The organism is Curtobacterium sp. MCBD17_019, from assembly GCF_003234555.1.
Taxonomy (GTDB): domain Bacteria; phylum Actinomycetota; class Actinomycetes; order Actinomycetales; family Microbacteriaceae; genus Curtobacterium.
Window position 1 is genome coordinate 210,070 of record NZ_QKTT01000004.1, and the last position, 23,890, is coordinate 233,959.

Consider the following 23,890-nt stretch of genomic DNA (forward strand, 5'->3'; position numbering starts at 1 on the left):
CGGGGGTGGCGGGCAGGATGGCACGATGGCCCACGAGTTCCGCAACGAGACCGACCGCGACCGCTACGCGCTCTACGTGGACGGCGCCCTGGTCAGCGTGCTCGACTATCGGGTGAACGGCGACTCGATCGCGTTCCCGCACACGTACACGGTGCCCGCTCATCGGGGTCACGGCTACGCGGGTGAGCTCGTCGAGCAGGCGGTCGCCGACGTCGAGACCACGAGCACCCGCCGGATCGTCCCGATGTGCTGGTTCGTCGGTCAGTGGTTCGAGGACCACCCGGACAAGGCCGACCTGCTCTCCCGATGAACCCACGATGTGGACCGCCTGGTGATCCCGGCGCCTCGGCAGTAGTGTCCCGCCGAGGCGGTCGTCCGACGTCGTGACCGCCGGAGAGGACACTCCCGTGCAGCGAATCGTCCCGTTCCTCTGGTTCGACGACCAGGCCGAGGAGGCCGTCACCTTCTACACGGGCCTGTTCCCGGACGCCCGCATCGACTCCATCGGCCGATGGCCGGACGGCACGCCCGACGCGGGCAAGGCGCTGGTGGTCGAGTTCACGCTCTTCGGGCAGCGATGGCGAGCGATGAACGGCGGACCGGGGCACCCGCACTCCGATGCGATCTCGTTCCAGGTCGACTGCGACACGCAGGACGAGGTCGACCGGCTCTGGGACGCCTTCACGAGCGACGGCGGCCACGAGGTGGCGTGCGGGTGGTGCACGGACCGGTGGGGCGTCGCGTGGCAGGTCACGCCCGTCCGACTCGCCGAGCTCCTCGCGGACCCCGTTCCCGAACGGCGGACCCGCGCCATGCTCGCCATGCAGGACATGGTGAAGCTCGACATCGCCGCGCTCGAAGCAGCCGCCGACGGACGCGGAGGCGCGGGGACCGCGGGCTGAACCTCGCTCCTAACCGGGGGTGCTCAGGCAGCGACGACCTGCTCCTCCTCCAGTCGGGAGACCTCGCGTTCGCGGGCGATCCGGGTCCGTCGGGCGACGAGTCCGTGCACGACGAGCACCAGGAGCACGGCGGTGGCCAGCCAGAGCGCCAACACGAGGGCGCTGCGGCCGAGGGATGCCGCGGGGAAGTACTGCAGGTCCTGTGCCGCTTGCAGCCAGGCCGCGCCGCTCCAGAAGGTGTGGAGTCCCGCGAACAGCCCGGGCTGGAACGCCGGCTGGAAGATCCCGCCCGACGACGTGAAGTTGAGCATCACGAACAGCATCGTGAGGATCGGCGTGGTCCACCGGCCGAGCATCGGGTGGAGTCCGACACCGAGCGCGATGATGACGAGGTCGTACATCCAGGCGAACAGGAAGATCGGCCACGCATGGTGCGTGATCACGCCGTAGACGGGACCGGCGATGACGACGCCGATCCCCGCGACGACCCCGGCGGTCGCGACGCCGATGACCGCCGTCCAGAGCAGGCGGAGCCGCCCGGAGAACGCGGCGACCGCGATCGCGCTCGAGTACCCGCCGACGCTGAGTGCGACCAGCAGGAAGAAGAGTCCCTGGCCCGTCGCGTCCTCGTCGTGCACGGCGGCGACGTCGACCACGTGGAACGGCAGGTGCTGCTGGTAGGCGATGGGCACGAAGATCCGCTCGGCAGCGGTCGCGGTGGTGTCCGACGCGGCGGTGGACACGTAGAGGGTGGCGCTCGTCGACCCCGGCGCGTACACGGCCGCCAGATCACGGTCGCGGATCGCCGCACGCGCATGCGCGGGGTCCTGCACCACGTGGGCGACGAGCGCGCCGTCGGACCGGTCGGTGACGGTCTGTGCGAACACCTGGGTCGCGGCTCCCGTGCCGACGACCCCGACGGGCAGGTCCTTCGGGGTCGGGGCGTGGAATGCGCCGAGGTAGGCCAGGCCCATCCCCGCGGCGAGGAACAGTGGGACGAGGATGTGGGAGGCGAACGACAGCAGGAGCCGACCGAGCCCGGCCGGACGGAGCATGGACGGCTCGTGCGCGGGCGCGCTGCCGGCGTGGCGGTCGGCGGCGTGACCGGGCGTCGGCCGCTCGGTCAGGCGACGGACGGGTAGCAAGTTGTTCTTTGCAACATCGGACACGTGTTGCACTGTACAACTTCGATCCCCGGTCCGCTAGCGTGTCGCGTACACGACGCGGTGCACCGCGCACGCTGGCACGTTCGCGGAGCGGGTCGCGGCGGACGCGACGACAGGGAGGGACTCGTCGATGGAGCAGGGAACCGATCGGCTTCGTGCCGCCGAGATCACCCGGGCCTACCGGGAACTCGCGCGGATCACCCGGCGCGCCGCGGTCCGCGCCCGAGGTCCCGAAGCCGCGCTCAGCATCGTCGACCACTCGCTGGTCGACTTCGTCGCCCAGCACTACGGGTGCATGGCGATCGACATCGCCCGGTACCTGCGGCTCAACCGGTCGACGATCTCGCGCCAGTTGTCGGGCCTCCTGGCCGCCGGCCTGATCGAGCAGGTCGACGGCGGCACCGGGAACGCGAAGCCGCTCGCGGTGACGGCGGCCGGCGAGGCGGCGCTGGAACGCTCCGTCCGCGTGCACCGCGAGAGCCTGGAGGAACGGCTGGCGTCGTGGTCCGACGACGACGTCGCGCTGCTCGCCGGTCTGCTCGAGCGCCTCAACGCCGCGGAGACCGAGGATCCCGTGCCGGTTCCCGACATCGACGACGACGACCTGCCGGGCGCCGCGGCCCCGATGGAGGCCTGACGTGCCCACCCGCCTCGTGTTCCTGTCCGACACCCACCTGCCCCGGCGCGCGAAGGACCTCCCGCCGGCGCTCTGGGCAGCGATCGAGGACGCCGACCTCGTGGTGCACGCGGGGGACTGGGTGGACCTGGCGACCGTCGACCGGATCGCAGCCCGGGCTCGACGGCTGGTCGCGGTGCGCGGCAACAACGACGTCGAACCGGGGTTCGCGGACCGGCTGCCACTCGTCGCACACGAGCACGTCGAGGGCCTGCGGTTCGCGGTCGTGCACGAGACCGGGGCCGCGGCGGGACGCGACGCCCGGATGGCGCAGCGGTTCCCCGACGTCGACGTCCTCGTGTTCGGGCACTCGCACATCCCCTGGGACTCCACCGCGTCGAGCGGGCTCCGACTGCTCAACCCCGGATCGCCGACGGACCGGCGACGACAGCCCGACCACACGTGGATGACCGCGGTGGTCGACGGTCGCGACCTCGCGGTCGAACTCGTGCGCCTCCCACCGGTCCCGCGGGAGCGCTGAGGCCGCGGCGCGACCCGACTGGCCGTGCGGTGTGCCGACGTGGGACGCTGGGGCGATGACGGACGACCGGCACGACGAGCGCGCGGTGCCCGCGGAGGCCGCGCCGTCCCTCCCGCCGGGTCCGCCGCCCGGCCCCCGGGACCCGGGCGACGCGTGGGCGTACGGGCCGGACGGTCAGAAGGCGTGGGGCCTGTTCGGCGCCGCGGGGCTGCTCGTCGACGACGGTGCGGGACGCGTCCTGCTGCAGCACCGTGTCGAGTGGAGCCACCACGGCGGTACCTGGGGCATCCCGGGTGGTGCGCGACACCAGGGTGAGGACGCGGTCACCGGAGCGCTCCGCGAGTCCGCGGAAGAAGCCGGTGTCCCCGCCGCCGCGCTCCGGATCCGCCACACCTCCGTGCTCGACCTCGGGTTCTGGACCTACACGACGGTGGTGGCACGCGCCGTCCACCCGTTCCGGGCCGAGGTCGGCGACCGCGAGAGCCTGGCCCTCGACTGGGTGCCGGTCGACGACGTCGAGGGGCTGCCCCTGCACCCGGGGTTCGGCGCGAGCTGGCCGGCCCTCCGCGGTGTGCTCGTGACCGAGCCCGTGGTCGTCGTCGACGCCGCGAACGTCGTCGGCAGCGTGCCGGACGGCTGGTGGCGGGACCGCGCCGGCGCCGCCGAGCGACTCGTGGACGCGATCGGTGTGCTCGCCGCGTCGGGACTGGCCGCTGCGGAACTCGGACTGGGTGCCGGTCGGTGGTGGCCGCGGTGGTCGGTCGTCCTCGAGGGAGATGCGCGAGCCGCCCGGACCGACGACGCCGAGGTCGAGGTCGTCCGCGCGACCGGCGCGGGTGACGACGCGATCGTCGAGTCCGTGCACCGGGCGATCGCGAGAGCGGCCGGTCCGGTCGTCGTCGTGACGGCCGACCGCGGGCTGCGAGCGCGCGTCGAGGCCCTCGGAGCGTCGGTGACGGGGCCGTCCTGGCTCCGAGCGCTGATCGCTAGCTGATCGCACCGCCCGCGACGGCCAGGTCGGGTGCCGGGTCCACCGCGGCGCGGACCGCTGCGGCGAGTCCGGTGACGAGCACGTCGAGCGACACCGTCGGGACGGCGTCGTCCGCCTCGCGCAGGGTCTCGGGTGTCGCGGGCACGTGCACGAACCCGGAGCGCACCCCGGCCCCGGCCAGCGCCTGCAGCGCGTAGAACACGTGGTTGCACACGTACGCGCCGGCCGTGGCGGACAGCGCGGCCGGTGCGCCCGCCGCGCGCGCGGCGGCGACCATGCGCTTGACCGGGAGCGTCGTGAAGTACGCGGCCGGGCCTCCCGGCAGGACGGGCACGTCCACGGGCTGCGCGCCGTCGGCGTCCGGGATCCGGGCGTCGTCGAGGTTGACGGCGACCCGCTCGGGCGTGATCGCGGTGCGCCCCTCGGCGAGCCCGACCGCGACCACGACGTCCGGCGTCACCCGCTCGACGGCGTCACGGAGTGCGTCGACCGAGCGTCCGAACGCGACGGGCAGCAGGACGGCCTCGACGCGTTCCGGACCCGTCCAGGTCGCGGCGACGCGCTCGACGGCGTCCCAGGACGGGTTGCGGGGCGCGTCCGCGAACGGCTCGAACCCGGTCAGGAGGATCGTGGTCACGCCCGCGACCCTAACCCAGGTGCGCCGTGGGGTCGTCCGGTCCGACGCCCGCGGCCGCGGCGGGCAGGTGGCGGCGCGACGAGACGCCCACGAGCACCCACGCCACGAGACCGAGGCCGACGACCACGAGCAGGATCGCCGTCACCGGCGCGACGGCGGCCACCGCGGCGATCACGGCCGGGGCGAGGAACCCCGCGTACGCGACCGCGTAGAACACGCCGGTGAGGCCCGCGAGGTCCCGACTCGACGCGATCCGCTGCACCTCGAGCAGGCTCGACACCAGGGCGATGCCCATGCCGGCACCGACGACCGCGTTCGCCACGAGCCCGATCCAGACCGAGTCGGCCGCGATCGCGAGCGCGACGACCGCGATGCCGACGGTCATCACGAGCACGGCGACGACGAGCCCGCGCGCGCTCGACACGGAGTGCACCCGTGCGGCGATCGGTTGGACCGCACTCGACACCCCGAGCGCGACGACCGTCGCGGCGGTCGCGAAGACGAGCCCCCAGCGTCCGGTCGCGTCGTGCAACTGGGTGGGCAGGTAGCCGTACGCGATCGCGGCGGACGCGAACACGAGCGGGGCCGACACCATGACCACGCGGACGAAGCGCCGGTGTCCGGCCGACGGCACGCGGAGCTGCCGCCACCAGGGCCCGGTGACGCCGCCGGACGTGTGGGTCTCGGGTGCGCGCAGCACGACGACGAGGAACGGGACCGCGACGGCGATGTGCACGAGGAACGGCAGGACCTCGGGGACCGGGCCCCACTGGGCCATGCAGCCGGCGACGAGTGCGCCGCTGCCGGATCCGAGGGTGAACGCGAGTGATGCCCGTCGTGCACCCGATCCGGCGTCCGCCGCCGGGTCGTACCGGCCCTGGGACAGTTCCTTCACCCAGCTGTTCCCGACGGCCATGGCGATGCCCACGGTGATCCCGGAGCACAGTCGCCCGGCCGCGAGGTACCCCGCGCCGAACGGACCGAGGGCCAGGAGGCCGCTGCCGACGAGCGCCGCCGTGACCCCGACGAGCATGAGGGGGCGGCGTCCGTGCCGGTCGGAGAGCGACCCGGCGACGAGCAGTGCCGGTGCGAGACCGAGGACGTACACGCCGAGGAACGCGTTGACGAGGAGCGTCGAGTAGTGCGCACGCTCCTGGTACATGAGCAGCAGCGGGCTGAACTGGTTGCCGCCCCACGAGCAGACGAAGACGGCGCCCCACACCGCGAGCCACGGCCGCACCCGTGCTGCCCGCCGGCTCGTGGCACCGGTCCGGCCGGGAGGCCCGGTCCGCTGCAACGGGACCGCTCCCGTCGACGTGTCCACGCTCACAGCGCGCCCCGGTGCCCGGCGACGTGGTCGCGGAGCACCTCGGCGTAGCGGGCGGCGTCGCCGGCGGCGACGGCCCGGGCCAGTGCGCGGTGCTGGTCGAGCGCCGGGTGGAGCTGTTCGGGACGGACCCGGATGAGCTGGTGCCGGAGGCGTTGCTGGCGGTCGTGGAGGAGGCGGGTGAAGTGCACCGCGACGGGGTTCTCCGCGGCCGCGACGACCGCGGTGTGGAACGCGTCGTCGGCGTCGACGAAGCGGTCCACGTCGTGTTCCGCGATCGCGTCGGCCTGGTCGCGCAGGAGGTCGTCGAGCACGGGCACGAGGTCCGGACGCGGGCCACCGCGGAGTGCTCGGGTCGCCGCGGACGCCTCGACCGCTTCCCGCATCTCGAGGACGTCGGCGGACTCGCTCGGGGACATGGGGCGGACGACGGCGCCCTTCCGGGACTCGAGCGTGAGCAGTTGCTCCGCGGCGAGCCGGAGGAACGCCTCGTGCACCGGGGTCCGGCTGATGCCGAGCTCCTGGCAGACGACCCCCTCGCTGAGGAGGGCACCGCCAGGGAGTTCACCGCGGATGATCCGCTGCTTCGTGTGCTCGTAGGCGCGCTCCGCGGACGACATGTGTCGATCGTACGTCTTGCATGCAAGTGCCCGTGCAGCTTGTCCGAGGAGCATGTGAACATCGCGTTTCCGGCCCGGACTCCCGAGGTGCCACCGCGTAGATTGACGGGACGGCGTCGACGGCGACGTCCGACTGGAGGGACCGCCATGGAGAGGATCACGCGAGCCGAGGACCGTGTCCACCGCCCCGCTGGGCCCTGGACACCGACCGTCCACCGGCTGCTCGCACACCTCCACGAGCGCGGGTTCGTGGAGGCGCCGGAGCCGATCGCGCTCGGTGAGGTGCTCGAGACCGTGTCGTTCATCCCCGGTCTCGCGGGTGAGTACCCCTGGACCGACGACGTCGCGTCCGAGGCCGCGCTCGTCACCGCGGCCCGGCTGCTGCGCAACTACCACGACGCCGCTGCCACCTACGCGGTGGCGGCGGACGACGTGTGGTCCCAAGCCGACCGTGCTCCTGTCGAGACGATCTGCCACGGCGACTTCGCCCCGTACAACTGCGTGTTCGACGGCCGGGCCGCGGTCGGGATCATCGACTTCGACACGGCCCACCCCGGGCCGCGGGTGTGGGACGTCGCGTCGGCGGTCTACCGGTTCGCGCCGCTGACGACCGGGGACACCCCCGTGACGCGTCTCGACGACCAGCTCGCCCGTGCGGCCGAGTTCTGCCGCGCCTACGACCTCGACGCGTCCAGCCGAGCGGGGCTCGTGGAGGCCGTGGTCGCGGGCCTCGTCGCCCTCGTGACGACCATCGAGTCCGAGGCCGCCGCCGGGGACCCGAAGTTCGCCCGGGACCTCGCGGCCGGCCACGCCGAGCTCTACCGCGCCGACGTCGCCTACATCGAGCACCACGCCGACGCCATCCGGCACGCCGTGGCCTGAGCAGGGCTCCACGCGGGCGGCACCACACCGGCACGCAGCCCGCGCCCAGCGGGAGCACGGCGAGCCCACGGCGAACACGGGGCGTGCTCCGCGCGGCGAGCCGGTAGTGTTCCACCGCCATGAGCGACAGCCCTGCCGACGCCACCCCGTACGAGGTGCTCGGCGTCCCCGCCTCCGCCGACGACGACACCCTCCGGCGCGCCTACCGCCGGGCTGCCCGCGAGACCCATCCGGACCTCGGCGGGGACCCGCGCTCGTTCCGCCTGTTGCAAGAGGCGTGGGAACGCGTCGGCACCCCCGAGGCGCGCCGGGCGTACGACGCGGGAGCCTCCCGTTCGGCGATCGCCGGGCACGGACCCGCCGGCGACCCCGCGGGGCGTCCGGCCTCGGGCCGTGACGCCTACGCGCCGCCCGCCGCGCGCCGCGACTCCCGCCCACGTGCCCGGTCCTTCGGGCACCCCGGCGGACTGTCGCGCGAGGTCTTCCTCGCCGCCGAGCGCGAGTGGGTCGGCCTCGGCGACCCGATCGAGGACCCGTACGACCCGGCACTCGTCCGCTCCGCCCCGCGCCACATCCGCCGTCTCCTGGCCGAGGCGCTCGCCGAGGAGGCGACCGCGGCGATCGTCGCCGACCTCGGGATCGGTGTGACGGTGTGGCACGACCTCGACGCCGGGCCGGAGGGCAAGCTGGACCACGTCGTCCTCACGACGAGCGGACTCTGGGCGCTCGAGTCCATCGACTGGGGTGCTCCCGTCCGCATCGAGCACGGCGAGGTCGTCGGCGCGACCCTCGCGCCGGGGGAGCGCCCGGTGCGCGAACTCGTCCGGGCTGCGCGCACCGTCCAGAAGGCGACCCGCGTCCGGTTCACGGGCCGGCTCCTGGTCGTCCCGGACTCCGCGGTCGACCACGACGTCCGGCTCGTGGGACCGGCACGCAGACCGACCGCGTTCGTCGTGCGGCGGAGCGCCCTGGCCGGCGTGTTGCTCGGCCCCGGTGCCGAGACGGGATCGGTCGACGTGTTCGAGCTCCGCGCGCGGCTCCAGGAGACGGTCCGCTTCGTCTGACCGTGCTCGTCGACGGACCGCGAGCGCCGAGCGCGGACCCGAGACGCGGCTTCAGTACCCGCGCAGCTTCTCGAGGTCGCGGCGCTCCCGCCCGGTCGGTCGACCCGCTCCGCGGTCCCGCGCCGGCAACCAGGCCGTCTCCTCGCGCGGCGGCGGTGGGGGCGTCCGGTCCTCCAGACACGTGGCGGCCACCGGTGCCCCGACGCGCTTGACGACGATCCCGCGCACGACGACGATCCGTTCGACCCCGTTGGTCCGCAACCGCACCTCGTCGCCGATCCCGACCGACTGCGCTGCCTTGACGCGCTCGCCGTTCACCCGGACGTGCCCAGCACGGCAGGCAGCGGTGGCGGCGGAGCGGGTCTTCGTCAGCCGCACCGCCCACAACCAGCTGTCGACGCGGGCGCGGTCCATGCGCGACAGCCTATGCGGAACGCCCCGGTCCTACCATGAGTGCCGTGGACGACGACCCCGACGGCCAGGCCGACCCTGCCGACCACGCGGGGTCCGCTGCGCGTGACGACGTCCGCCGCGCGGACGCCCACCGCCGCCGGGCGCTCGCCCTCCTCGCCACCGCCCCGATCGGCACGCGCCTGGTGGTGCGCGCCCACCACGGCGACGGTGCGCGGGACGCCCTCGGCACCCTGGTCGCACGCACCGACACGATCTGCACGGTGCGCACCCGCCGCGAGGACGTCGACATCGCCCTCGCCGCCGTCGTCGCCGCCCGTCCGGTGCCACCTCCGCCGCCGCCCCGCGAGCGCCGACGCGCGTCCTGAGCGCGCCGCCCGCGCGCCTCGTCGAGCGGGGGACCCGTCGCCCGTACCGTGAACGGCATGGTCCCCGCACCACAGGCACCGAACCCGGCACCGGCCCCGTCATCGGTGGGCCCGTCGTCGGTGGCCCCGTCGTCGCCGGACGTGAGCTCGTCGGCCGGGATGCCGGCGCCGTCGCCCGGCCGGTCGACGCCGGGTCGCCGCGAGCACGCGGACACCGTGACCGACCGCACCGCCCGCGTCAGCATCACGCGCCCCGCGTCCTGGGCGACCGTGCACGCCGCCGACGCGGACCTCCGGACCACGGGTGACGGCGTCACCGTGACCGTGCGCTCCCGCCCCAGCGACAACGGCATCGCGGACGAGACCGCCGCGCTGGTCGCTCGGCTGCCCGGCTCGGTCGACGGCGTGCTCGTCGTCGGGTGCGACCCGTGGGGGAGCGCCGGGGCGCCGGCCCGCCTCGTCGAGTACCACCGCCCCGCTCCGCCGCTGGAGGCCGCCGCCGCGACGGACCGCCCCGCGGTCGGCGAGTCGGACGGCACCGAGCACGGACACGAACCGCACCGGCCCGTTCCCGCCCTCGGCCACCGCGCCCCCGACCGCACGGGCGTCTTCGTGTCGCACCTGCTCGTCACCACCGGTCGGCACCGCATCGACGTCGTCGCCGAGCGCCCGCTCGCGGTCCTCGACGCCACCGACGACGTCGTCGCCCGCGTGCTCGAGTCCGTCCGCGTCGTCGGCCCCGCGCCGGCCGCAGCCCAGCCGCCACGCGTGCTCGAGGACGTCCCGGTCCCCGTGCGCCCGACGCTCGCCCCGTTCGGTGTGCCGGTGGACGCCGAGGCGCTCGCCGCGCTGCAGGGCATGGCGGGCCGCCGTTGGAACCCCGCGGTCCTCCGGTCGCCCGGCGGTCGCGCGCTCATCGACCAGGGGCTCGTCGGCCGCTTCGGCACCGTCCCGTCACTGACGAGCGCGGTGCTCGCGCCCTGGGAAGCCGGCGTCGACCCCGTCACGCTCGAGCAGCAGCGGGAGGACGGGCCCGCCACCCGGCTCCGCTGGTGGCGCGGCGACGCCGCCGTGACCGTGCTGGACGGGACCGAGGAGGCCGGCTTCCGCATCGGCAGCGTCGACGACGCCACGCTCCTGGCGCTCGCGGCCGGGAGGGTCGGGGTGACCCCGTCGTGGACCTTCGCCTTCGCGACGCCGCGGCTCCCGGCCGCGGTCCTGGACCGCCGGGTCGAGGACCCGACGGCCCGCCCCGACCTGCCCGTGGCGGTCCGCACGGCCGATCCGGTGCTCGCGCGGTTCTGGGACGCCCCGTGGACCGTGTCGCACCTCCGGGTGCCGACGCGGCCGCGTCCCGTCACGGTGGTCCACGCCGCGGGCGTCGGCTTCGCGCGCATCGGACGGGCGACGGCCGAGGGGACCGCGATCCGGGTCGAGGCGTCCGCGAACGTCCACCGTCTGCTCGTCCGCACGGTCCTGGCGGGCTGACCCCGGTCCTCCCGGACGTCCCGCGTCAGGCGGCCGGACCGGCGACCAGCGTCGCGGTGACCGTTCCCGCCGTGCCGTCGGCGGCGGTGTACCCGACGGTGACCGAGTCCCCGACGGCGTGTGCCTGGATGAGCTCGGTGAGCTGATCGGCACCGGTCACGGCGGTGCCGTCGATGCTCGTGATCGTGTCGCCCGCGGCGAGCCCGGCGTTCTCGGCCGGGGACCCGGACACCACGCCCTGCAGCGTCACACCGGAGCCGGTGGTCGGAGTCGTCGACGAGACCTCCGCGCCGAGGAAGGCCGGGGTCCCGATGACGATCGTCGAGGTCGCGGTGCCGGACAGGATCCGTTCGGCGATGCTCTTGGCCGTCGCGATCGGGATCGCGTACCCGGTGACGTCGCTCGTGCCCGACGACGCGGCGGTGGTCATCCCGACGACCTCGCCCTCGGAGTCGAGCAGCGGGCCGCCCGAGTCGCCGGACACGACGTCGGCCGCGACCTCGATGAGACCGGTGAGCGACTCCGTGCCGGTGCCGGACTCGCTCTGCACGGTGATGTCCTGGTCGAGCGCGGTCACGGAGCCCTTCGCGGCGACGAGTTCGCCCTGGCCCTCCGCGTTCCCGACGTCGGTCACGGTGTCGCCGACGGCCAGGTCGTCGTCGTCGTCGAGTGTCGCGGTGGTGAGGTCCGACGCCCCGCGCAGCTCGAGCACGGCGACGTCGTCGGTCTTGTCCGTGCCGACGACGTCCGCCGTGTAGGTCTTGCCGGTGGACTCGACGGTCACCTCGATGCTCGTGGCGTCCTCGACGACGTGGTTGTTCGTCAGGATCTCGCCGTCGGAGGAGATGATCATCCCGGTGCCGGCCGCCTGCGACGAGGAGTCGTAGTCGAGCGTCGTGTCGATCGTCACGATCCCGGCCTTCTGCGAGTCGGTGGCCGTGGTCTGGGCGCTGTCGGTGGATCCACTCGACCCGGTCCCGCTCGACCCGGAACCGCTCGATCCGCTCGACGAGCCGTCGCCCGGGACGGACCAGCCGCCACCGATGCCGCCGCTGTCCGACGATCCGTTGCTCGAGGACCCGCTCGACTGGCTCGAGGTCGTGGTCCCCGTGTCCCGGGAGGCCAGGCCGAAGGCGGTGCCGCCCGCGGCGCTGACGATCGCGAGGGTGGCGACACCCGCCCCGACCATGAGGCCGACGCGGCGGCGCTTCGGCTTCGCTGCCGCGGTCGGGTCGGTGGCACCCGCCGTGGCGCCGACGAGGTAGGGGCCGTGGCCGTCGTGCGTGTACGTGTAGGGGCCGGAGCCGTCCGGCGCGTAGAGGTAGGGGCCCGATCCGTCGAACGCGTAGGCGGACCGCAGCGTGCTCGGGTCGACGTGCGGTGCCGCTGCGGGAGCCGGCGTGCCGATGGGCTGCGTGGTGTCGCGCGGGGCGTCCTCGCCGCGCTCGTCGTCGGCGGGGGTGGTGGGGTGCTCGGTCATTGGTCTCTCCGGTGGCTCGTCCGACAGCCGGTGGGGCGTCGATGCGTCCAGTACAGGACCCGATCCGATGAGTGGCCTATGAGCGGCGTGGACAGCGGCTCCGCACTCCCTCGGGATCGGCTGCGGCGCCGTCGCCGTCGCCACCGCGCCCGCCGTTCGACCGCGGGGGAGCCGGACTAGGCTTGCGCCGATGTCCCCGACCGCTCGTCCGCGCCGAGCGCGCCTCGTCGGGACGACCGCCGTGTCCCTGGTGGTGCTCGCCGCGGCGTGCGTGCTCAGCGTCATGGTCGGCGCGCGTCCGATCGATCCGCTGGCGGTCGTCACGGTGCTCCTGCACCCCGGCCGGACGGACGAGATCACGCTCATCGTCGTCGGCGAGCGGGTGCCCCGGACGGCGCTCGGACTCGTCGCCGGAGCCGCGCTCGGCGTGGCGGGCGCGGTGATGCAGGGCGTCACCCGCAACCCGCTCGCGGATCCGGGCATCCTCGGCATCAACGCCGGCGCCGCACTCGCGGTGGTCGTCGGGACGACGGTGTTCGGGATCGCGGGCACGGCGGCGACGCTGCCGTTCGCCTTCGTCGGCGCCGCCGTCGCGGCCGTCGTGGTGTACGGGATCGCATCGGCCGGGAGGCGCGGGCCGACCCCGGTGGGCCTCGCTCTGTCCGGTGCCGTGGTCGCCGCCGCACTCGGGTCGGTCACGACCGCGGTCCTCCTGACGCACCAGTCGGCACTCGACCGCATCCGCTTCTGGCAGGTGGGTTCGCTGGCGACGGGGGACCTGCACGTCGTCGCTGTCGTCGCCGTGCCGGTCGTCGTCGGCCTGGCCATCGCCATGACCCTCGGCCGGTCACTCGACACGCTCGCCCTCGGGGACGAGCTCGCGGCGTCCCTCGGGCAGCGGGTCGTCGTGGCGCGGGCACTCGGCGCGCTCGCCACGGTCCTCCTCGCGGGCGCGGCGACGGCGGCGATCGGACCCGTCGGGTTCGTCGGGCTCGCGGTGCCGCACGCCGTCCGCCGTGTCACCGGTCCGGCGAACCGGTGGACCCTGCCGTTGTCCGCGATCGTGGCCCCGGCCCTCCTGCTCGTCGCCGACGTCATCGGTCGTGTCGTCGCCTTCCCGGGCGAGGTCCAGGTCGGCATCGTGACGGCGGTGATCGGCGCTCCCGTGTTCATCGCGCTCGTCCGGAGCAGGGCGGTGCGGGACCTGTGAGCGTGTCGACCCGGACCCCTCGGCGACCACGGGGCACCGATGCCGGACTGCGGCGCGAGCTCCTCGTGCTCGCGGGGGCCCTCGTGCTCGTCGTGGTGCTCGCCGTCGCCGCGCTCGGCCTCGGCGAGATCGCGATCTCCCCGGGTGCGGTCCTCGCCGCGCTCGTCGGACGCGCGGACCGCGTGACGGACTTCGTCATCACCGAGCTCCGCGGGCCCCGGCTGCTGGCGGCGGTCCTCGTCGGCGCGAGCCTCGGCACCGCCGGCGGCATCGTGCAGAGCGTCGTGCGGAACCCGATCGCGAGCCCTGACGTCATCGGGATCACCTCGGGCGCGAGCGCGTCGGGCATCACGGCCATCGCGCTGTTCGCCGCCTCGGGGCTCACCCTGTTCTCGGTCGTCGTCGTCGGTGCCGTCCTCGTGACGGTCGTCATCGCCGCGCTGAGCTGGCGCGGCGGGATCGGGGACAACCGGCTCGTCCTCGTCGGCGTCGGCGTCGCGGCGATCGCCGTGAGCGTCACGGGGTGGATGCTCACGCGCGGGAACGTGCAGGACGCCGCCGTCGCGCTCGTGTGGCTCACGGGCAGCCTCAACGCGGTCGACCCCACGGTGCTCGCGGTGCTCGCGGTGGCGTTCGTCGTGCTGTTCGTCCTCGCCCTCCTCCAGTCGCCGCGGCTCGGGGTGCTCACCCTCGGGGACGACGTCGCGGCGTCGTTGGGGCTGCCGCCGGACCGGGCCAAGGTGCTGCTCGTCCTCACCGCGGTCGGCCTGAGCGCCTCGGCGGTGGCGGCAGCGGGCCCGGTGTCGTTCGTCGCGCTCATGGCCGCGCCGATCGCCCGTCGTCTCGTCGGTCGTGGTCGCGTCGCCCTCGCTCCCGCCGCGGCGGTGGGGGCCGTCATCGTGCAGGCGAGCGACCTCGTGGCGCAGTTCGCGATCCCCGGGGTGGCGGTGCCCGTCGGCGTCGTCACGGGCATCGTCGGCGCGCCGTACCTGCTCTGGCTGATCGCGCGCGGGCGCTGACCGCGCCCGCCCGTTCCAGGCTGCTCCACGCCGACCGAGCGGGACCTCCCGGCGGTCCCGCCGTGTGCAGGACGTGTGTGGACCGTGCGGTCGCTCCACAGGAGTGAAAGGGCGTTCGCGGTGCCGCGCGTTTCCGATACGCTGGTCCGCCAGAAGGAGGTCCACGATGGCAGGTCCAACGGGTCCGCGCGACGGCGCCGCACGATCCGATGCGCCCGAGCGGCGCGTCGACACCACCCTGACCTTCAGCATGGACATGGGGGCGGCGCTCACGCCGGAGAACGGTGTCTCGACCGAGGAGATCGACGCGATCGGCGCGCTGCCGTCCGGGTCGGCGCTGCTCGTCGTCCGCCGCGGGCCGAACGCCGGGGCTCGGTTCCTGCTCGACTCCGACGTCACGACGGCCGGCCGACACCCCGACGCCGACATCTTCCTCGACGACGTCACGGTGTCGCGCAAGCACGCCGAGTTCCTCCGGCACGGCACGAGCTTCAGCGTCAAGGACCTCGGATCGCTCAACGGCACCTACTTCGACGGCGTCCGCATCGACGAGGCCCTGCTCGCCGACGGCGCCGAGGTGCAGGTCGGCAAGTTCCGCCTCACCTTCTACGCGTCCCGCGTCGACATCGCGCGCCTGGCGACCGCGTAGTGCCGGCGCGGAGCGCTGCGGCCCGGTCGACGGCCGCGGGTCCCGACCTGCTCACGATCGGGCAGGTGCTCGCGCGGTTGAAGCCCGAGTTCCCGGACCTGTCGAACTCCAAACTCCGGTTCCTTGAGGAACGCGAGCTCGTGACGCCGATCCGGACCGAGAGCGGATACCGCAAGTTCTCGCCCGCCGACGTCCAGCGGCTCCGGATCGTCCTGGGCCTGCAGCGAGACCACTACCTGCCGCTCAAGGTCATCAAGGAGTACCTGGCCGACCTCGACGCCGGGCGCGACCCGGTCCTGCCGGGTGGTGCCGACGGCCCGCGGCCCTCGATCCTCGGCACCGAGCGGCGGTACACGCGCGACGAGCTCGTCCGCGCGGCCGGCGCGACCCCGATGCTCGTGTCGGACGCCGTGTCCGCGTCGCTGCTGCCGGCCGTCGAGCACTACGGCGAGGACGCCGTCACCGTCGTCAAGGCGCTCGTGGAGCTGCAGCGCACCGGCATCGAGCCACGGCATCTCCGCACGTTCCGGGCGTCGGCGGAGCGCGAACTCGGTCTCATCGAGTCGGCGCTCATGCCCGTCCGGCGCCGGTCCGACGCCACCTCACGCGCCAAGGCGGCGGAGCTCGCCCGCGAGATCGCAGGGCAACTCGAGGTCGTCCGGTCGAGCCTCATCCGGGCTGCGATCGGGCGGTTCGACGCCTCGTGAGCACGGGGCCCGAACGTGGACAGCCGGTGTCGGTCGGGCTTATCCTCGACACGCCGAACTCCCCGGTGCGGATGTCCCGCGACGACCGGGTCCGACTCGCTAGCGTGGACCTCGGCACAACTCTCAACCGATCGTTGAATGTTCGGTTGCGGGCCGGAACGTCGTGGAAGGCAGTCTGATGAGTGGGAACGAAACGCCCCGGACCCCCGGGGACGCACCGTCCGACGCAGCCGTGGACACGCCCGACGGCGAGCTGACCCGCTACGACCTCGGCCTGCTGTTCACCGACGGCATGCCCGAGCGCGACGAGTCCAACGGCTACCGCGGCACCGTCGCCGCCCGGGCCGCGGGTATCAGCTACCGCCAGCTCGACTACTGGGCGCGGACCGGCCTCGTCGAGCCGACCATCCGTGGCGCGGCGGGGTCCGGTTCGCAGCGGCTCTACGGCTTCCGCGACATCCTCGTGCTCAAACTCGTCAAGCGCCTGCTCGACACCGGCATCTCGTTGCAGCAGATCCGCACCGCGGTGAACCAGCTCCGCGAGTCGGGGGTGAACGACCTGGCACAGACGACCCTGATGTCCGATGGGGCGTCCGTGTACCTCTGCACCTCGAACGACGAGGTCATCGACCTGGTCTCCCGAGGGCAGGGTGTCTTCGGCATCGCGGTCGGCAAGGTCCTGCGCGAGGTCGAGACGAGTCTCGTGGAACTCGACTCGACGCCGGCGGCCGACCCGAGCGACGAACTCGCGGCGCGCCGGGCCTCCCGGGCCTCCTGACCCGCGCGGCCTCCCGGGTCTCCTGACCCGCGCGGTCTCCCGGGTCTCGTGACCCCCGCGTCCGACGCGTCACACGGCGCAGCGCACACGGCAGGCGACACGGGGACGCCGCGCCTCGGCCGGCTCAGGCCTGCGCGACCCCCTCGGCGTACTCGCCGATCTTGCCCGTCCGCATGATCCGCTCGAGCAGCAGGTCGAAGTTCCGTGCCATCTCCTGCGCGGACTCGCCCGGCCACACGTGCAGCGGCTTCGCGGCACCCTGGGCCTGCTGCAGTGACGTCCGTTCGGGCAGCTGGGGCGACAGCACGAGCGGACCGAACATGTCGCGGAGCTCCTTGATGCGGAACTGGTGCTCGAGCGACTGCACGCGGGCACGGTTGACGATGATGCCGAGCGGCTGGAGGCGCGGGGAGAGTCCGCGGCGGATCTCCTCGATGGCGCGCAGTGCACGGTCGGCCGCCGCGACGGAGAACAGCCCCGGCTCGGTGACGACGGACACGCGGTCCGAGGCGGCCCACGCCGTGCGGGTCAGGGCGTTGAGCGAGGGAGCGCAGTCGATGAGCACGAGGTCGTAGTCGGCCTCGACGTTGGCGAGGGCCTCCTCGAGCTTCCAGATGTCCCGGATCGAGGGGTGCGGACCGTCGAAGTTGATGGCCGAGGGAGAGCCGACCATGACGTCGATCTTGCCCTGGCGTCCCTTGGTCCACCCGGACGGGGCGATCGCCTGACGGACGATCTTCTCCTTCGGGTTCTCGAGCACGTCGGCGACGTTGAGGTGGCCGGCGAGCGAGATGTCGAGCCCCGTGGAGACGTCCGACTGGGGGTCGAGGTCGACCACGAGGGTGCGGAGTCCCTTGGCGAACGCGGCGGACGTCAGGCCGAGGGTCACGGTCGTCTTGCCGACGCCTCCTTTGAGGGAGCTGACGCTGAGTACATGCACGTCGAGACACGATAGCCCCACTAGGGTTGAACCACCTCAAGATCCGCCGTGCTCGACGGCCGATCGCGCCGTCCGCCCGGGCACCACGACGACGCCCGGGTGCATGCCGAAAGGGCAGCCCGTGTTCCGCAAGATCCTGGTCGCGAACCGAGGCGAGATCGCCATCCGGGCGTTCCGCGCCGCGTACGAGCTCGGTGCCCGGACGGTCGCCGTCTACCCCTACGAGGACCGGAACTCCGAGCACCGGCTCAAGGCGGACGAGGCGTACCAGATCGGCGAGCCCGGTCACCCGGTCCGCGCCTACCTCGACGTCGCCGAGATCGTCCGCGTCGCCCGCGAGTGCGGCGCGGACGCGATCTACCCCGGGTACGGCTTCCTGTCCGAGAACCCGGAGCTGGCGGCTGCTGCGGCAGCGGCCGGCATCACGTTCATCGGCCCGGGCGAGCGCGTGCTCGAGATGGCCGGCAACAAGGTCACGGCCAAGGAACACGCCGTCGCGGCGGGGGTGCCCGTCCTCGCCAGCACGCCGGCCTCCCGCGACGTCGACGAGCTCGTGCGCGGCGCCGAGGCCATCGGGTTCCCGGTGTTCGCCAAGGCCGTCGCCGGTGGCGGTGGCCGGGGGATGCGCCGTGTCGCCCGTCCCGAGGACCTCCGTCCCGCCCTCGAGGAGGCCATGCGCGAGGCCGACAGTGCGTTCGGCGACCCGACGATGTTCCTCGAGCAGGCCGTGCTCCGGCCCCGGCACATCGAGGTCCAGATCCTCGCGGACGCCACCGGCGACGAGGCCGGGACCATCCACCTGTTCGAGCGCGACTGCTCGGTGCAGCGCCGGAACCAGAAGGTCATCGAGATCGCGCCGGCGCCGGACCTCGACCCCGCGGTGGCGGCAGCGCTGCACCGGGACGCCGTCGCCTTCGCCCGGTCGATCGGCTACGTGAACGCGGGCACGGTCGAGTTCCTGCTCGACACGGTCGGCGAGCGCGCCGGGCAGCACGTCTTCATCGAGATGAACCCCCGCATCCAGGTCGAGCACACCGTGACCGAGGAGGTCACCGACGTCGACCTCGTCCAGGCGCAGATGCGGATCGCGGCGGGCGAGACGCTGGCGGACCTGGGGCTGTCGCAGGAGGACGTGGCGGTGCACGGCGCTGCCCTGCAGTGCCGCATCACGACCGAGGACCCGTCGCAGGGCTTCCGCCCGGACACCGGCCGGATCACGACCTACCGGAGCCCGGGTGGCGCGGGGGTCCGCCTCGACGGCGGCACGGTGTCGACCGGCGCGCAGATCAGCCCGCACTTCGACTCGATGCTCGCCAAGATGACGTGCCGCGGGCGGTCGTTCCCCGCCGCGGTCGCCCGGGCCCGTCGTGCCCTCGCCGAGTTCCGCATCCGCGGTGTGAGCACGAACATCCCGTTCCTCCAGGCCGTCCTGGAGGACCCGGACTTCGCTCGCGGTGACATCAGCACGTCGTTCATCGAGGAGCGCCCGCAGCTGCTCGGCGGCCACGTCTCGCGGGACCGTGGCACCAAGGTGCTGGCGTGGCTCGCGGACGTCACCGTCAACCAGCCGAACGGGCCGGGCACGGGTGCACTCGACCCGGCGGTGAAGCTCCCGCATGTGGACCTGGGACAGGAGCCGCCCGCCGGGCAGCGGCAGCGCCTCCTCGCCCTCGGTCCGGCGCGCTGGGCGGAGGCGCTGCGTGCGCAGACGGCCCTGGCCGTCACCGAGACGACCATGCGCGACGCCCACCAGTCCCTGCTCGCGACCCGCGTCCGCAGCACGGACCTCGTCGCGGTCGCCCCGTACGTCGCGCGGCTCACCCCGGAACTGCTCAGCATCGAGGCCTGGGGCGGCGCGACGTACGACGTCGCCCTGCGGTTCCTCGGCGAGGACCCGTGGGAACGGCTCGCGGCCCTCCGTGCGGCGATGCCGAACATCCCGATCCAGATGCTCCTGCGCGGCCGCAACACGGTCGGCTACACGCCGTACCCGACCGAGGTCACCGAGGGTTTCGTCGCCGAGGCCGCGGCGACGGGCGTCGACGTCTTCCGCGTGTTCGACGCCCTCAACGACGTCGCGCAGATGCGACCCGCCCTGGAGGCCGTGCTCGCGACCGGCACGGCCGTCGCCGAGGCCGCGCTCTGCTACACGGCCGACCTGCTCGACCCGGCGGAGGACCTCTACACGCTCGACTACTACCTGCGCCTGGCGGAGCAGATGGTGGCGGCGGGTGCGCACGTGATCGGGATCAAGGACATGGCGGGCCTCCTCCGTGCCGGTGCTGCCGAGCGCCTCGTGACGGCCCTGCGGGAGCGGTTCGACCAGCCGGTCCACGTGCACACGCACGACACCGCCGGCGGGCAGCTGGCGACCCTCCTGGCGGCGAGCCGCGCCGGAGCGGACGCCGTCGACGTCGCGGCCGCGCCCATGGCGGGCACCACGAGCCAGCCGAGCATGTCGGCGCTCGTGGCGGCGCTGGCGCACACGGAGCGCGACACCGGGCTCGCACTGCGGGCGGTGAGCGACCTCGAGCCCTACTGGGAGGCCGTCCGCCGCGTCTACCGGCCGTTCGAGTCGGGCCTCCCGGGTCCCACCGGTCGGGTGTACGTGCACGAGATCCCGGGCGGGCAGCTGTCGAACCTCCGGCAGCAGGCGATCGCGCTCGGCCTCGGCGACCGGTTCGAGGAGGTCGAGGACCAGTACGCCGCGGCCAACCGGATCCTGGGACGCCCGACCAAGGTGACCCCGTCCTCCAAGGTGGTGGGCGACCTCGCACTCCAGCTCGCGGCGGTCGGCGCCGACCCCGCCGACTTCGAGCAGCACCCCGAGCGGTACGACGTGCCGGAGTCGGTCGTGGGGTTCATGGCGGGCGAGCTCGGGGACCTGCCCGGCGGCTGGCCGGAGCCGTTCCGCAGCAAGGTGCTCGCCGGGCGCGAGGTCCACCTCACGACGACGCCGATCTCGGACGAGGACGCCGCGGTGCTCGCCGAGCCGGGCCGGGCGCGGCAGGCGGCCCTGAACCGGCTCCTGTTCCCGGGTCCGACCGACGAGTTCCACCGTGTCCGGGACCAGTACGGCGACCTCTCGGGCGTGGGGACCGCCGACTACCTGTACGGGCTCAAGCAGGGGCGGGAGCACGTCGTGTCCATCGCCCGGGGCGTCACGCTCCACGTCGGCCTCGAGGCCATCGGCGACGCCGACGAGCGCGGCATGCGCACGGTCATGACCACCCTGAACGGGCAGCTCCGCCCCGTGTACGTCCGTGACCGGTCGGTCGCGGTGGAGTCGAAGGCCGCCGAGAAGGCCGATCGCGACGACCCGGGTCAGGTCGCGGCACCGTTCTCCGGTGTCGTGACGCTCAAGGTGCAGCCCGGCGACCACGTCGAGGCGGGTCAGGCCGTGGCGAGCATCGAGGCGATGAAGATGGAGGCGGCGATCACGACGCCCCGTGCGGGAACGGTGACGCGGCTGGCCGTCCCGGTGACGCAACAGGTCGACGCCGGGGACCTCCTGGTGGTGGTCGCCTGATGACGGTCCGTCCCATCCGGTTGTTCGGCGACCCCGTGCTGCGGTCACCGGCCGACCCGGTCCGGATCGGCGCGGACGGCGTCACGGACCTCGTGCAGGACCTCCTCGACACGGTGCGGGTGCCGGGCCGTGCCGGCGTGGCCGCGCCGCAGATCGGCGTCGGACTGCGCGCCTTCAGCGTCAACGTCGACGGTTTCGTCGGCTACGTGCTCAACCCGGAGCTCGTCGAGACCCGTGGCGAGCCCGCGCTCATGGACGAGGGATGCCTCTCGGTGCCCGGCCTGGCGTACCCGACCCGACGGTTCCCGTACGCGCGGGTGCGGGGCGTCGACGTCGACGGCGCCGAGGTCGTGCTCGAGGGTGAGGGGCTCATGGCGGAGGCGCTGCAGCACGAGACGGACCACCTCGACGGCACCGTCTACGTCATGACGCTCGATCCGGAGACACGACGACGTGCGCTCCGCGACATCCGCGGGCAGGATTGGTTCTGACCGGGGCGCACATCGCTCCCGACGCGGGCACCCCCGTTCACGGGGTGGACGCGGATCAGGTTCCCTGGTCACCGTGGACCCGGACGCAGAGAGGGCGTCCGCCGACAGGATCAGGGGACAGCGATGTCATCATCAGGAACACGTCTCGTCCGTGCGCGCTCGCGCCGCGGACGACTGACCGCCCTCGGGGTGGTCCTCACGGTCGTCGCCGCGCCGCTCGCGGTGGTGACGGTCAGTGCTGCGGCACCGGCACACGCCGCGACCGAGCCGGTGGTGGGCGAGTCCCCGGACTACGCGTCCGAGACCTTCCAGGACCCGTGGGACTTCAGCGACGCGGCCGACTACAACACCGACCTCAGCGGGCCCGGCACCTACAAGGTGGCCAACGGGCAGCTGTCGATGAACTACGGCACCGGGGGCTTCATCTCGCTCGTCGACACGGTGAGCGGCAGCTTGGCCTACGGGCGGGACGGTGCCGCGGCGCCGATCAACACGTCGCGCTACCAGCGCCTGTCGTTCGAGATGAACACGTCGTCGGCCGGTTCGGGCAAGGGCATCGTCTACTGGTACACCTGCCGCGAGAAGACGAGCAGCTGCCTCGGCGGGACCACCTTCAACGTCACGGCGGGCGACCACGTGTACGACATCCCGCTCAACGGGACGTCGAACCAGGGCAGCAAGATCCCGTGGACGAGCGCGAAGGTGGTCGCACTCCGCGTCCAGCCCATCGTCACGAACGCGGCGCACCCCACGGTGTCGGCGACCCTGAACTGGGTGCGCCTGCACGGCGGCACGACGACGCAGGCCGCGATGCCGCCCGGCGACCACGGCACCTACCGGGTCGAGCCGATGCCCGAGCCGGTGGTGGACAGCCCCAGCCCGGCGGACGGCAAGGACCTCGCGACGGTCCAGCGGGGCAAGCCGTGGGAGTTCACCTCGTCGGCGAACGCGTCGGGCGTCACGCTGCAGAACGCGCGGCTCATTCACTACGGCAGCGACGGTCTGACGGCGCAGAACCAGGGGCCGAACCAGGGCGACCCGCAGGTCCACCTGCCCGTCCAGAAGTTCAGCGCGAACCAGTACCACTACCTCACCTTCGACCTGACCTACGACGGCGGGTTCTCACTGGCGAGCGCTGCGGGCGGCGGCAAGATGGCGCGCGTCATCTGGTACGGCGCGAGCACGTCGACGCCGCAGATCGGCAACGACATCCTGACGTTCTCCGGGGCGAACGCCCGTGAGGTCGCGATCGACATGACCGCGGTGAACCCCCTCGACGAGACCGCCCTCAACCCGAAGGTCGGGTGGGCCGGCCAGGTCATCACCGGGTTCCGGTTCGACCCGAACGAGGACAAGGGTGCCGCGGTCTGGCACCTCAAGTCGATCCACCTGCGGAACACGCCGGCCGCGACCGGCAGCACGACGGTCAAGTTCCACGACGCGGCGTGGGTCGCCGGCACGACGGCCGACGTCAAGGTCGGCACGAGCGCGAACGGTTCCGGTTACACGACGATCGCGTCGGGCGTCCCGGTGCAGCAGGGCACGAACGCCACGACCTTCTCGCTCGGCTCGATGGCCGCGGGGACCTACCACGTCGAGGTCGTGCTCCACCACCCGAACAGCGGGAACGCACTGGCGTTCTCGTCCGCGCCGGTCATCATGTCCAAGGCCGCCGCGTCGGGCTCGACCGCCTCGGCCACCCCGAAGGGCAGCTTCGACACCCTCACGGCGACGAGCGGCGGGGCCACGGCACGCGGGTGGGCATGGGACCCGGACCAGACCTCGAGCACGGAGGTCCGGCTGTACGACCAGACCTCCGGGTCGAAGTACCTGGGAAGCGTGACGACCTCCATCGCCCGGTCCGACGTGGCGCGTGCGGTGGCGGGAGCCCCGGCGAACACCGGGTGGAGCACGACGGTCTCGCTGGCGAAGGGCACCCACAAGGTGTGCGCGTACGCGATCAACCAGGGCGGTGGGTCGAACCCGACGCTCGGATGCAAGTCCGTGACGGTCGGCTGAACCGCGACCACACACGAACGCCCCGCCGGTGCTCCGGCGGGGCGTTCGTCGTCGG

At 73.4% G+C, this 23,890-nt stretch carries 24 protein-coding genes; 17 read left to right on the forward strand and 7 right to left on the reverse strand.

Annotation, left to right across the window (positions count from 1 at the left end):
• The first annotated feature begins 25 nt into the window (after positions 1–25).
• Positions 26–310, forward strand: a complete 285-nt coding sequence (locus tag DEI82_RS05935) for a GNAT family N-acetyltransferase (RefSeq protein ID WP_111012648.1) — start codon at positions 26–28, stop codon at positions 308–310.
• Between the two features lie 97 nt (positions 311–407).
• Positions 408–902, forward strand: a complete 495-nt coding sequence (locus DEI82_RS05940) for a VOC family protein (protein WP_111008602.1) — start codon at positions 408–410, stop codon at positions 900–902.
• Positions 903–925: 23 nt separating this feature from the next.
• Here DEI82_RS05940 and DEI82_RS05945 read toward each other — a convergent pair whose 3' ends face one another.
• Complete coding sequence (locus tag DEI82_RS05945) at positions 926–2,071, reverse strand: hypothetical protein (protein ID WP_146242842.1); 1,146 nt, start codon at positions 2,069–2,071, stop codon at positions 926–928.
• 127 nt (positions 2,072–2,198) lie between these two features.
• Between DEI82_RS05945 and DEI82_RS05950 the strand changes: the two genes are divergently transcribed.
• Genes DEI82_RS05950 through DEI82_RS05960 form a run of 3 tightly spaced genes read left to right on the forward strand, consistent with a single transcriptional unit; the run spans position 2,199 to position 4,219 of the window.
• Complete coding sequence (locus DEI82_RS05950) at positions 2,199–2,705, forward strand: MarR family winged helix-turn-helix transcriptional regulator (RefSeq protein WP_111012646.1); 507 nt, start codon at positions 2,199–2,201, stop codon at positions 2,703–2,705.
• 1 nt (position 2,706) lies between these two features.
• Positions 2,707–3,225: a metallophosphoesterase gene (locus tag DEI82_RS05955; RefSeq protein WP_111008605.1), complete on the forward strand. Its 519-nt coding sequence runs from the start codon at positions 2,707–2,709 to the stop codon at positions 3,223–3,225.
• Between the two features lie 55 nt (positions 3,226–3,280).
• A complete protein-coding gene (locus DEI82_RS05960) occupies positions 3,281–4,219 on the forward strand; it encodes an NUDIX hydrolase (RefSeq protein WP_111036100.1) in 939 nt (312 codons plus the stop codon).
• On the opposite strand, the gene pcp is transcribed toward DEI82_RS05960, so the two are convergent.
• The 3 genes from pcp to DEI82_RS05975 are packed head-to-tail and all read right to left on the reverse strand — an operon-like array spanning position 4,212 to position 6,800.
• Entirely contained in the window at positions 4,212–4,853 is a 642-nt protein-coding gene (gene pcp, locus DEI82_RS05965; RefSeq protein WP_111036101.1) for a pyroglutamyl-peptidase I, read from the reverse strand. The genes DEI82_RS05960 and pcp overlap by 8 nt on opposite strands.
• Before the next feature lie 10 nt (positions 4,854–4,863).
• Positions 4,864–6,177, reverse strand: coding sequence for an MFS transporter (locus DEI82_RS05970; protein WP_220037237.1), 1,314 nt, complete (start codon positions 6,175–6,177; stop codon positions 4,864–4,866).
• A 2-nt stretch (positions 6,178–6,179) separates the two neighbouring features.
• Positions 6,180–6,800 (reverse strand): GntR family transcriptional regulator, encoded by a 621-nt coding sequence (locus DEI82_RS05975; protein ID WP_181434657.1) that lies wholly within the window; start codon positions 6,798–6,800, stop codon positions 6,180–6,182.
• A 147-nt stretch (positions 6,801–6,947) separates the two neighbouring features.
• Here DEI82_RS05975 and DEI82_RS05980 point away from each other — a divergent pair, with 147 nt between their 5' ends.
• Both DEI82_RS05980 and DEI82_RS05985 read left to right on the forward strand, forming a co-directional pair.
• Positions 6,948–7,682, forward strand: a complete 735-nt coding sequence (locus DEI82_RS05980; RefSeq protein ID WP_111008610.1) for an aminoglycoside phosphotransferase family protein — start codon at positions 6,948–6,950, stop codon at positions 7,680–7,682.
• Between the two features lie 119 nt (positions 7,683–7,801).
• The gene (locus tag DEI82_RS05985; RefSeq protein ID WP_111012640.1) at positions 7,802–8,746 is read left to right on the forward strand and encodes a DnaJ domain-containing protein; all 945 of its coding nucleotides are present in this window, start codon (positions 7,802–7,804) and stop codon (positions 8,744–8,746) included.
• 51 nt (positions 8,747–8,797) lie between these two features.
• Here the strand turns inward: DEI82_RS05985 and DEI82_RS05990 are convergent, their stop codons facing one another.
• Positions 8,798–9,160 (reverse strand): RNA-binding S4 domain-containing protein, encoded by a 363-nt coding sequence (locus DEI82_RS05990; protein ID WP_111036102.1) that lies wholly within the window; start codon positions 9,158–9,160, stop codon positions 8,798–8,800.
• A gap of 44 nt (positions 9,161–9,204) precedes the next feature.
• Between DEI82_RS05990 and DEI82_RS16475 the strand changes: the two genes are divergently transcribed.
• Both DEI82_RS16475 and DEI82_RS06000 read left to right on the forward strand, forming a co-directional pair.
• Positions 9,205–9,525 carry a hypothetical protein gene (locus tag DEI82_RS16475; RefSeq protein ID WP_258370079.1) on the forward strand — a complete coding sequence of 107 codons (321 nt, stop codon included), beginning with the start codon at positions 9,205–9,207 and terminating at the stop codon, positions 9,523–9,525.
• Positions 9,526–9,582: 57 nt separating this feature from the next.
• The gene (locus DEI82_RS06000; RefSeq protein ID WP_111036103.1) at positions 9,583–11,013 is read left to right on the forward strand and encodes a hypothetical protein; all 1,431 of its coding nucleotides are present in this window, start codon (positions 9,583–9,585) and stop codon (positions 11,011–11,013) included.
• A 25-nt stretch (positions 11,014–11,038) separates the two neighbouring features.
• Here the strand turns inward: DEI82_RS06000 and DEI82_RS06005 are convergent, their stop codons facing one another.
• Positions 11,039–12,493 (reverse strand): S1C family serine protease, encoded by a 1,455-nt coding sequence (locus tag DEI82_RS06005; protein WP_258371980.1) that lies wholly within the window; start codon positions 12,491–12,493, stop codon positions 11,039–11,041.
• A 190-nt stretch (positions 12,494–12,683) separates the two neighbouring features.
• Here DEI82_RS06005 and DEI82_RS06010 point away from each other — a divergent pair, with 190 nt between their 5' ends.
• From DEI82_RS06010 to DEI82_RS06030, 5 genes are all read left to right on the forward strand, one after another.
• On the forward strand, positions 12,684–13,703 hold the full coding sequence (locus DEI82_RS06010) for an iron ABC transporter permease (protein WP_111012637.1): 1,020 nt from the start codon (positions 12,684–12,686) through the stop codon (positions 13,701–13,703).
• Complete coding sequence (locus tag DEI82_RS06015; protein ID WP_258371981.1) at positions 13,700–14,722, forward strand: iron chelate uptake ABC transporter family permease subunit; 1,023 nt, start codon at positions 13,700–13,702, stop codon at positions 14,720–14,722. Before DEI82_RS06010 ends, DEI82_RS06015 begins: the two co-directional genes overlap by 4 nt.
• A gap of 166 nt (positions 14,723–14,888) precedes the next feature.
• Positions 14,889–15,371 carry an FHA domain-containing protein gene (locus DEI82_RS06020; RefSeq protein ID WP_111008615.1) on the forward strand — a complete coding sequence of 161 codons (483 nt, stop codon included), beginning with the start codon at positions 14,889–14,891 and terminating at the stop codon, positions 15,369–15,371.
• A complete protein-coding gene (locus tag DEI82_RS06025) occupies positions 15,371–16,078 on the forward strand; it encodes a MerR family transcriptional regulator (RefSeq protein ID WP_111008616.1) in 708 nt (235 codons plus the stop codon). Before DEI82_RS06020 ends, DEI82_RS06025 begins: the two co-directional genes overlap by 1 nt.
• Before the next feature lie 292 nt (positions 16,079–16,370).
• Positions 16,371–16,856 carry a MerR family transcriptional regulator gene (locus DEI82_RS06030; RefSeq protein ID WP_258368453.1) on the forward strand — a complete coding sequence of 162 codons (486 nt, stop codon included), beginning with the start codon at positions 16,371–16,373 and terminating at the stop codon, positions 16,854–16,856.
• A 124-nt stretch (positions 16,857–16,980) separates the two neighbouring features.
• Here the strand turns inward: DEI82_RS06030 and DEI82_RS06035 are convergent, their stop codons facing one another.
• Positions 16,981–17,796, reverse strand: coding sequence for a ParA family protein (locus tag DEI82_RS06035; RefSeq protein WP_111008618.1), 816 nt, complete (start codon positions 17,794–17,796; stop codon positions 16,981–16,983).
• Positions 17,797–17,917: 121 nt separating this feature from the next.
• On the opposite strand from DEI82_RS06035, the gene DEI82_RS06040 reads away from it, so the two are divergent.
• The 3 genes from DEI82_RS06040 to DEI82_RS06050 all read left to right on the forward strand — a co-directional run bounded on the left by DEI82_RS06040 (position 17,918) and on the right by DEI82_RS06050 (position 23,835).
• The gene (locus tag DEI82_RS06040; protein WP_111036104.1) at positions 17,918–21,325 is read left to right on the forward strand and encodes a pyruvate carboxylase; all 3,408 of its coding nucleotides are present in this window, start codon (positions 17,918–17,920) and stop codon (positions 21,323–21,325) included.
• Positions 21,325–21,816, forward strand: coding sequence for a peptide deformylase (locus DEI82_RS06045; protein ID WP_111036105.1), 492 nt, complete (start codon positions 21,325–21,327; stop codon positions 21,814–21,816). Before DEI82_RS06040 ends, DEI82_RS06045 begins: the two co-directional genes overlap by 1 nt.
• Before the next feature lie 123 nt (positions 21,817–21,939).
• On the forward strand, positions 21,940–23,835 hold the full coding sequence (locus DEI82_RS06050; RefSeq protein WP_146242843.1) for a hypothetical protein: 1,896 nt from the start codon (positions 21,940–21,942) through the stop codon (positions 23,833–23,835).
• Positions 23,836–23,890 lie beyond the last annotated feature (55 nt).

Coding starts and splice junctions, on each gene's coding strand:
- DEI82_RS05935 (WP_111012648.1), top strand. CDS start 26: ATGGCCCACGAGTTCCGCAACGAGACCGACCGCGACCGCTACGCGCTC.
- DEI82_RS05950 (WP_111012646.1), top strand. CDS start 2,199: ATGGAGCAGGGAACCGATCGGCTTCGTGCCGCCGAGATCACCCGGGCC.
- DEI82_RS05960 (WP_111036100.1), top strand. CDS start 3,281: ATGACGGACGACCGGCACGACGAGCGCGCGGTGCCCGCGGAGGCCGCG.
- DEI82_RS05975 (WP_181434657.1), bottom strand. CDS start 6,800: ATGTCGTCCGCGGAGCGCGCCTACGAGCACACGAAGCAGCGGATCATC.
- DEI82_RS05980 (WP_111008610.1), top strand. CDS start 6,948: ATGGAGAGGATCACGCGAGCCGAGGACCGTGTCCACCGCCCCGCTGGG.
- DEI82_RS05985 (WP_111012640.1), top strand. CDS start 7,802: ATGAGCGACAGCCCTGCCGACGCCACCCCGTACGAGGTGCTCGGCGTC.
- DEI82_RS05990 (WP_111036102.1), bottom strand. CDS start 9,160: ATGGACCGCGCCCGCGTCGACAGCTGGTTGTGGGCGGTGCGGCTGACG.
- DEI82_RS06000 (WP_111036103.1), top strand. CDS start 9,583: ATGGTCCCCGCACCACAGGCACCGAACCCGGCACCGGCCCCGTCATCG.
- DEI82_RS06005 (WP_258371980.1), bottom strand. CDS start 12,493: ATGACCGAGCACCCCACCACCCCCGCCGACGACGAGCGCGGCGAGGAC.
- DEI82_RS06010 (WP_111012637.1), top strand. CDS start 12,684: ATGTCCCCGACCGCTCGTCCGCGCCGAGCGCGCCTCGTCGGGACGACC.
- DEI82_RS06020 (WP_111008615.1), top strand. CDS start 14,889: ATGGCAGGTCCAACGGGTCCGCGCGACGGCGCCGCACGATCCGATGCG.
- DEI82_RS06030 (WP_258368453.1), top strand. CDS start 16,371: ATGCCCGAGCGCGACGAGTCCAACGGCTACCGCGGCACCGTCGCCGCC.
- DEI82_RS06045 (WP_111036105.1), top strand. CDS start 21,325: ATGACGGTCCGTCCCATCCGGTTGTTCGGCGACCCCGTGCTGCGGTCA.
- DEI82_RS06050 (WP_146242843.1), top strand. CDS start 21,940: ATGTCATCATCAGGAACACGTCTCGTCCGTGCGCGCTCGCGCCGCGGA.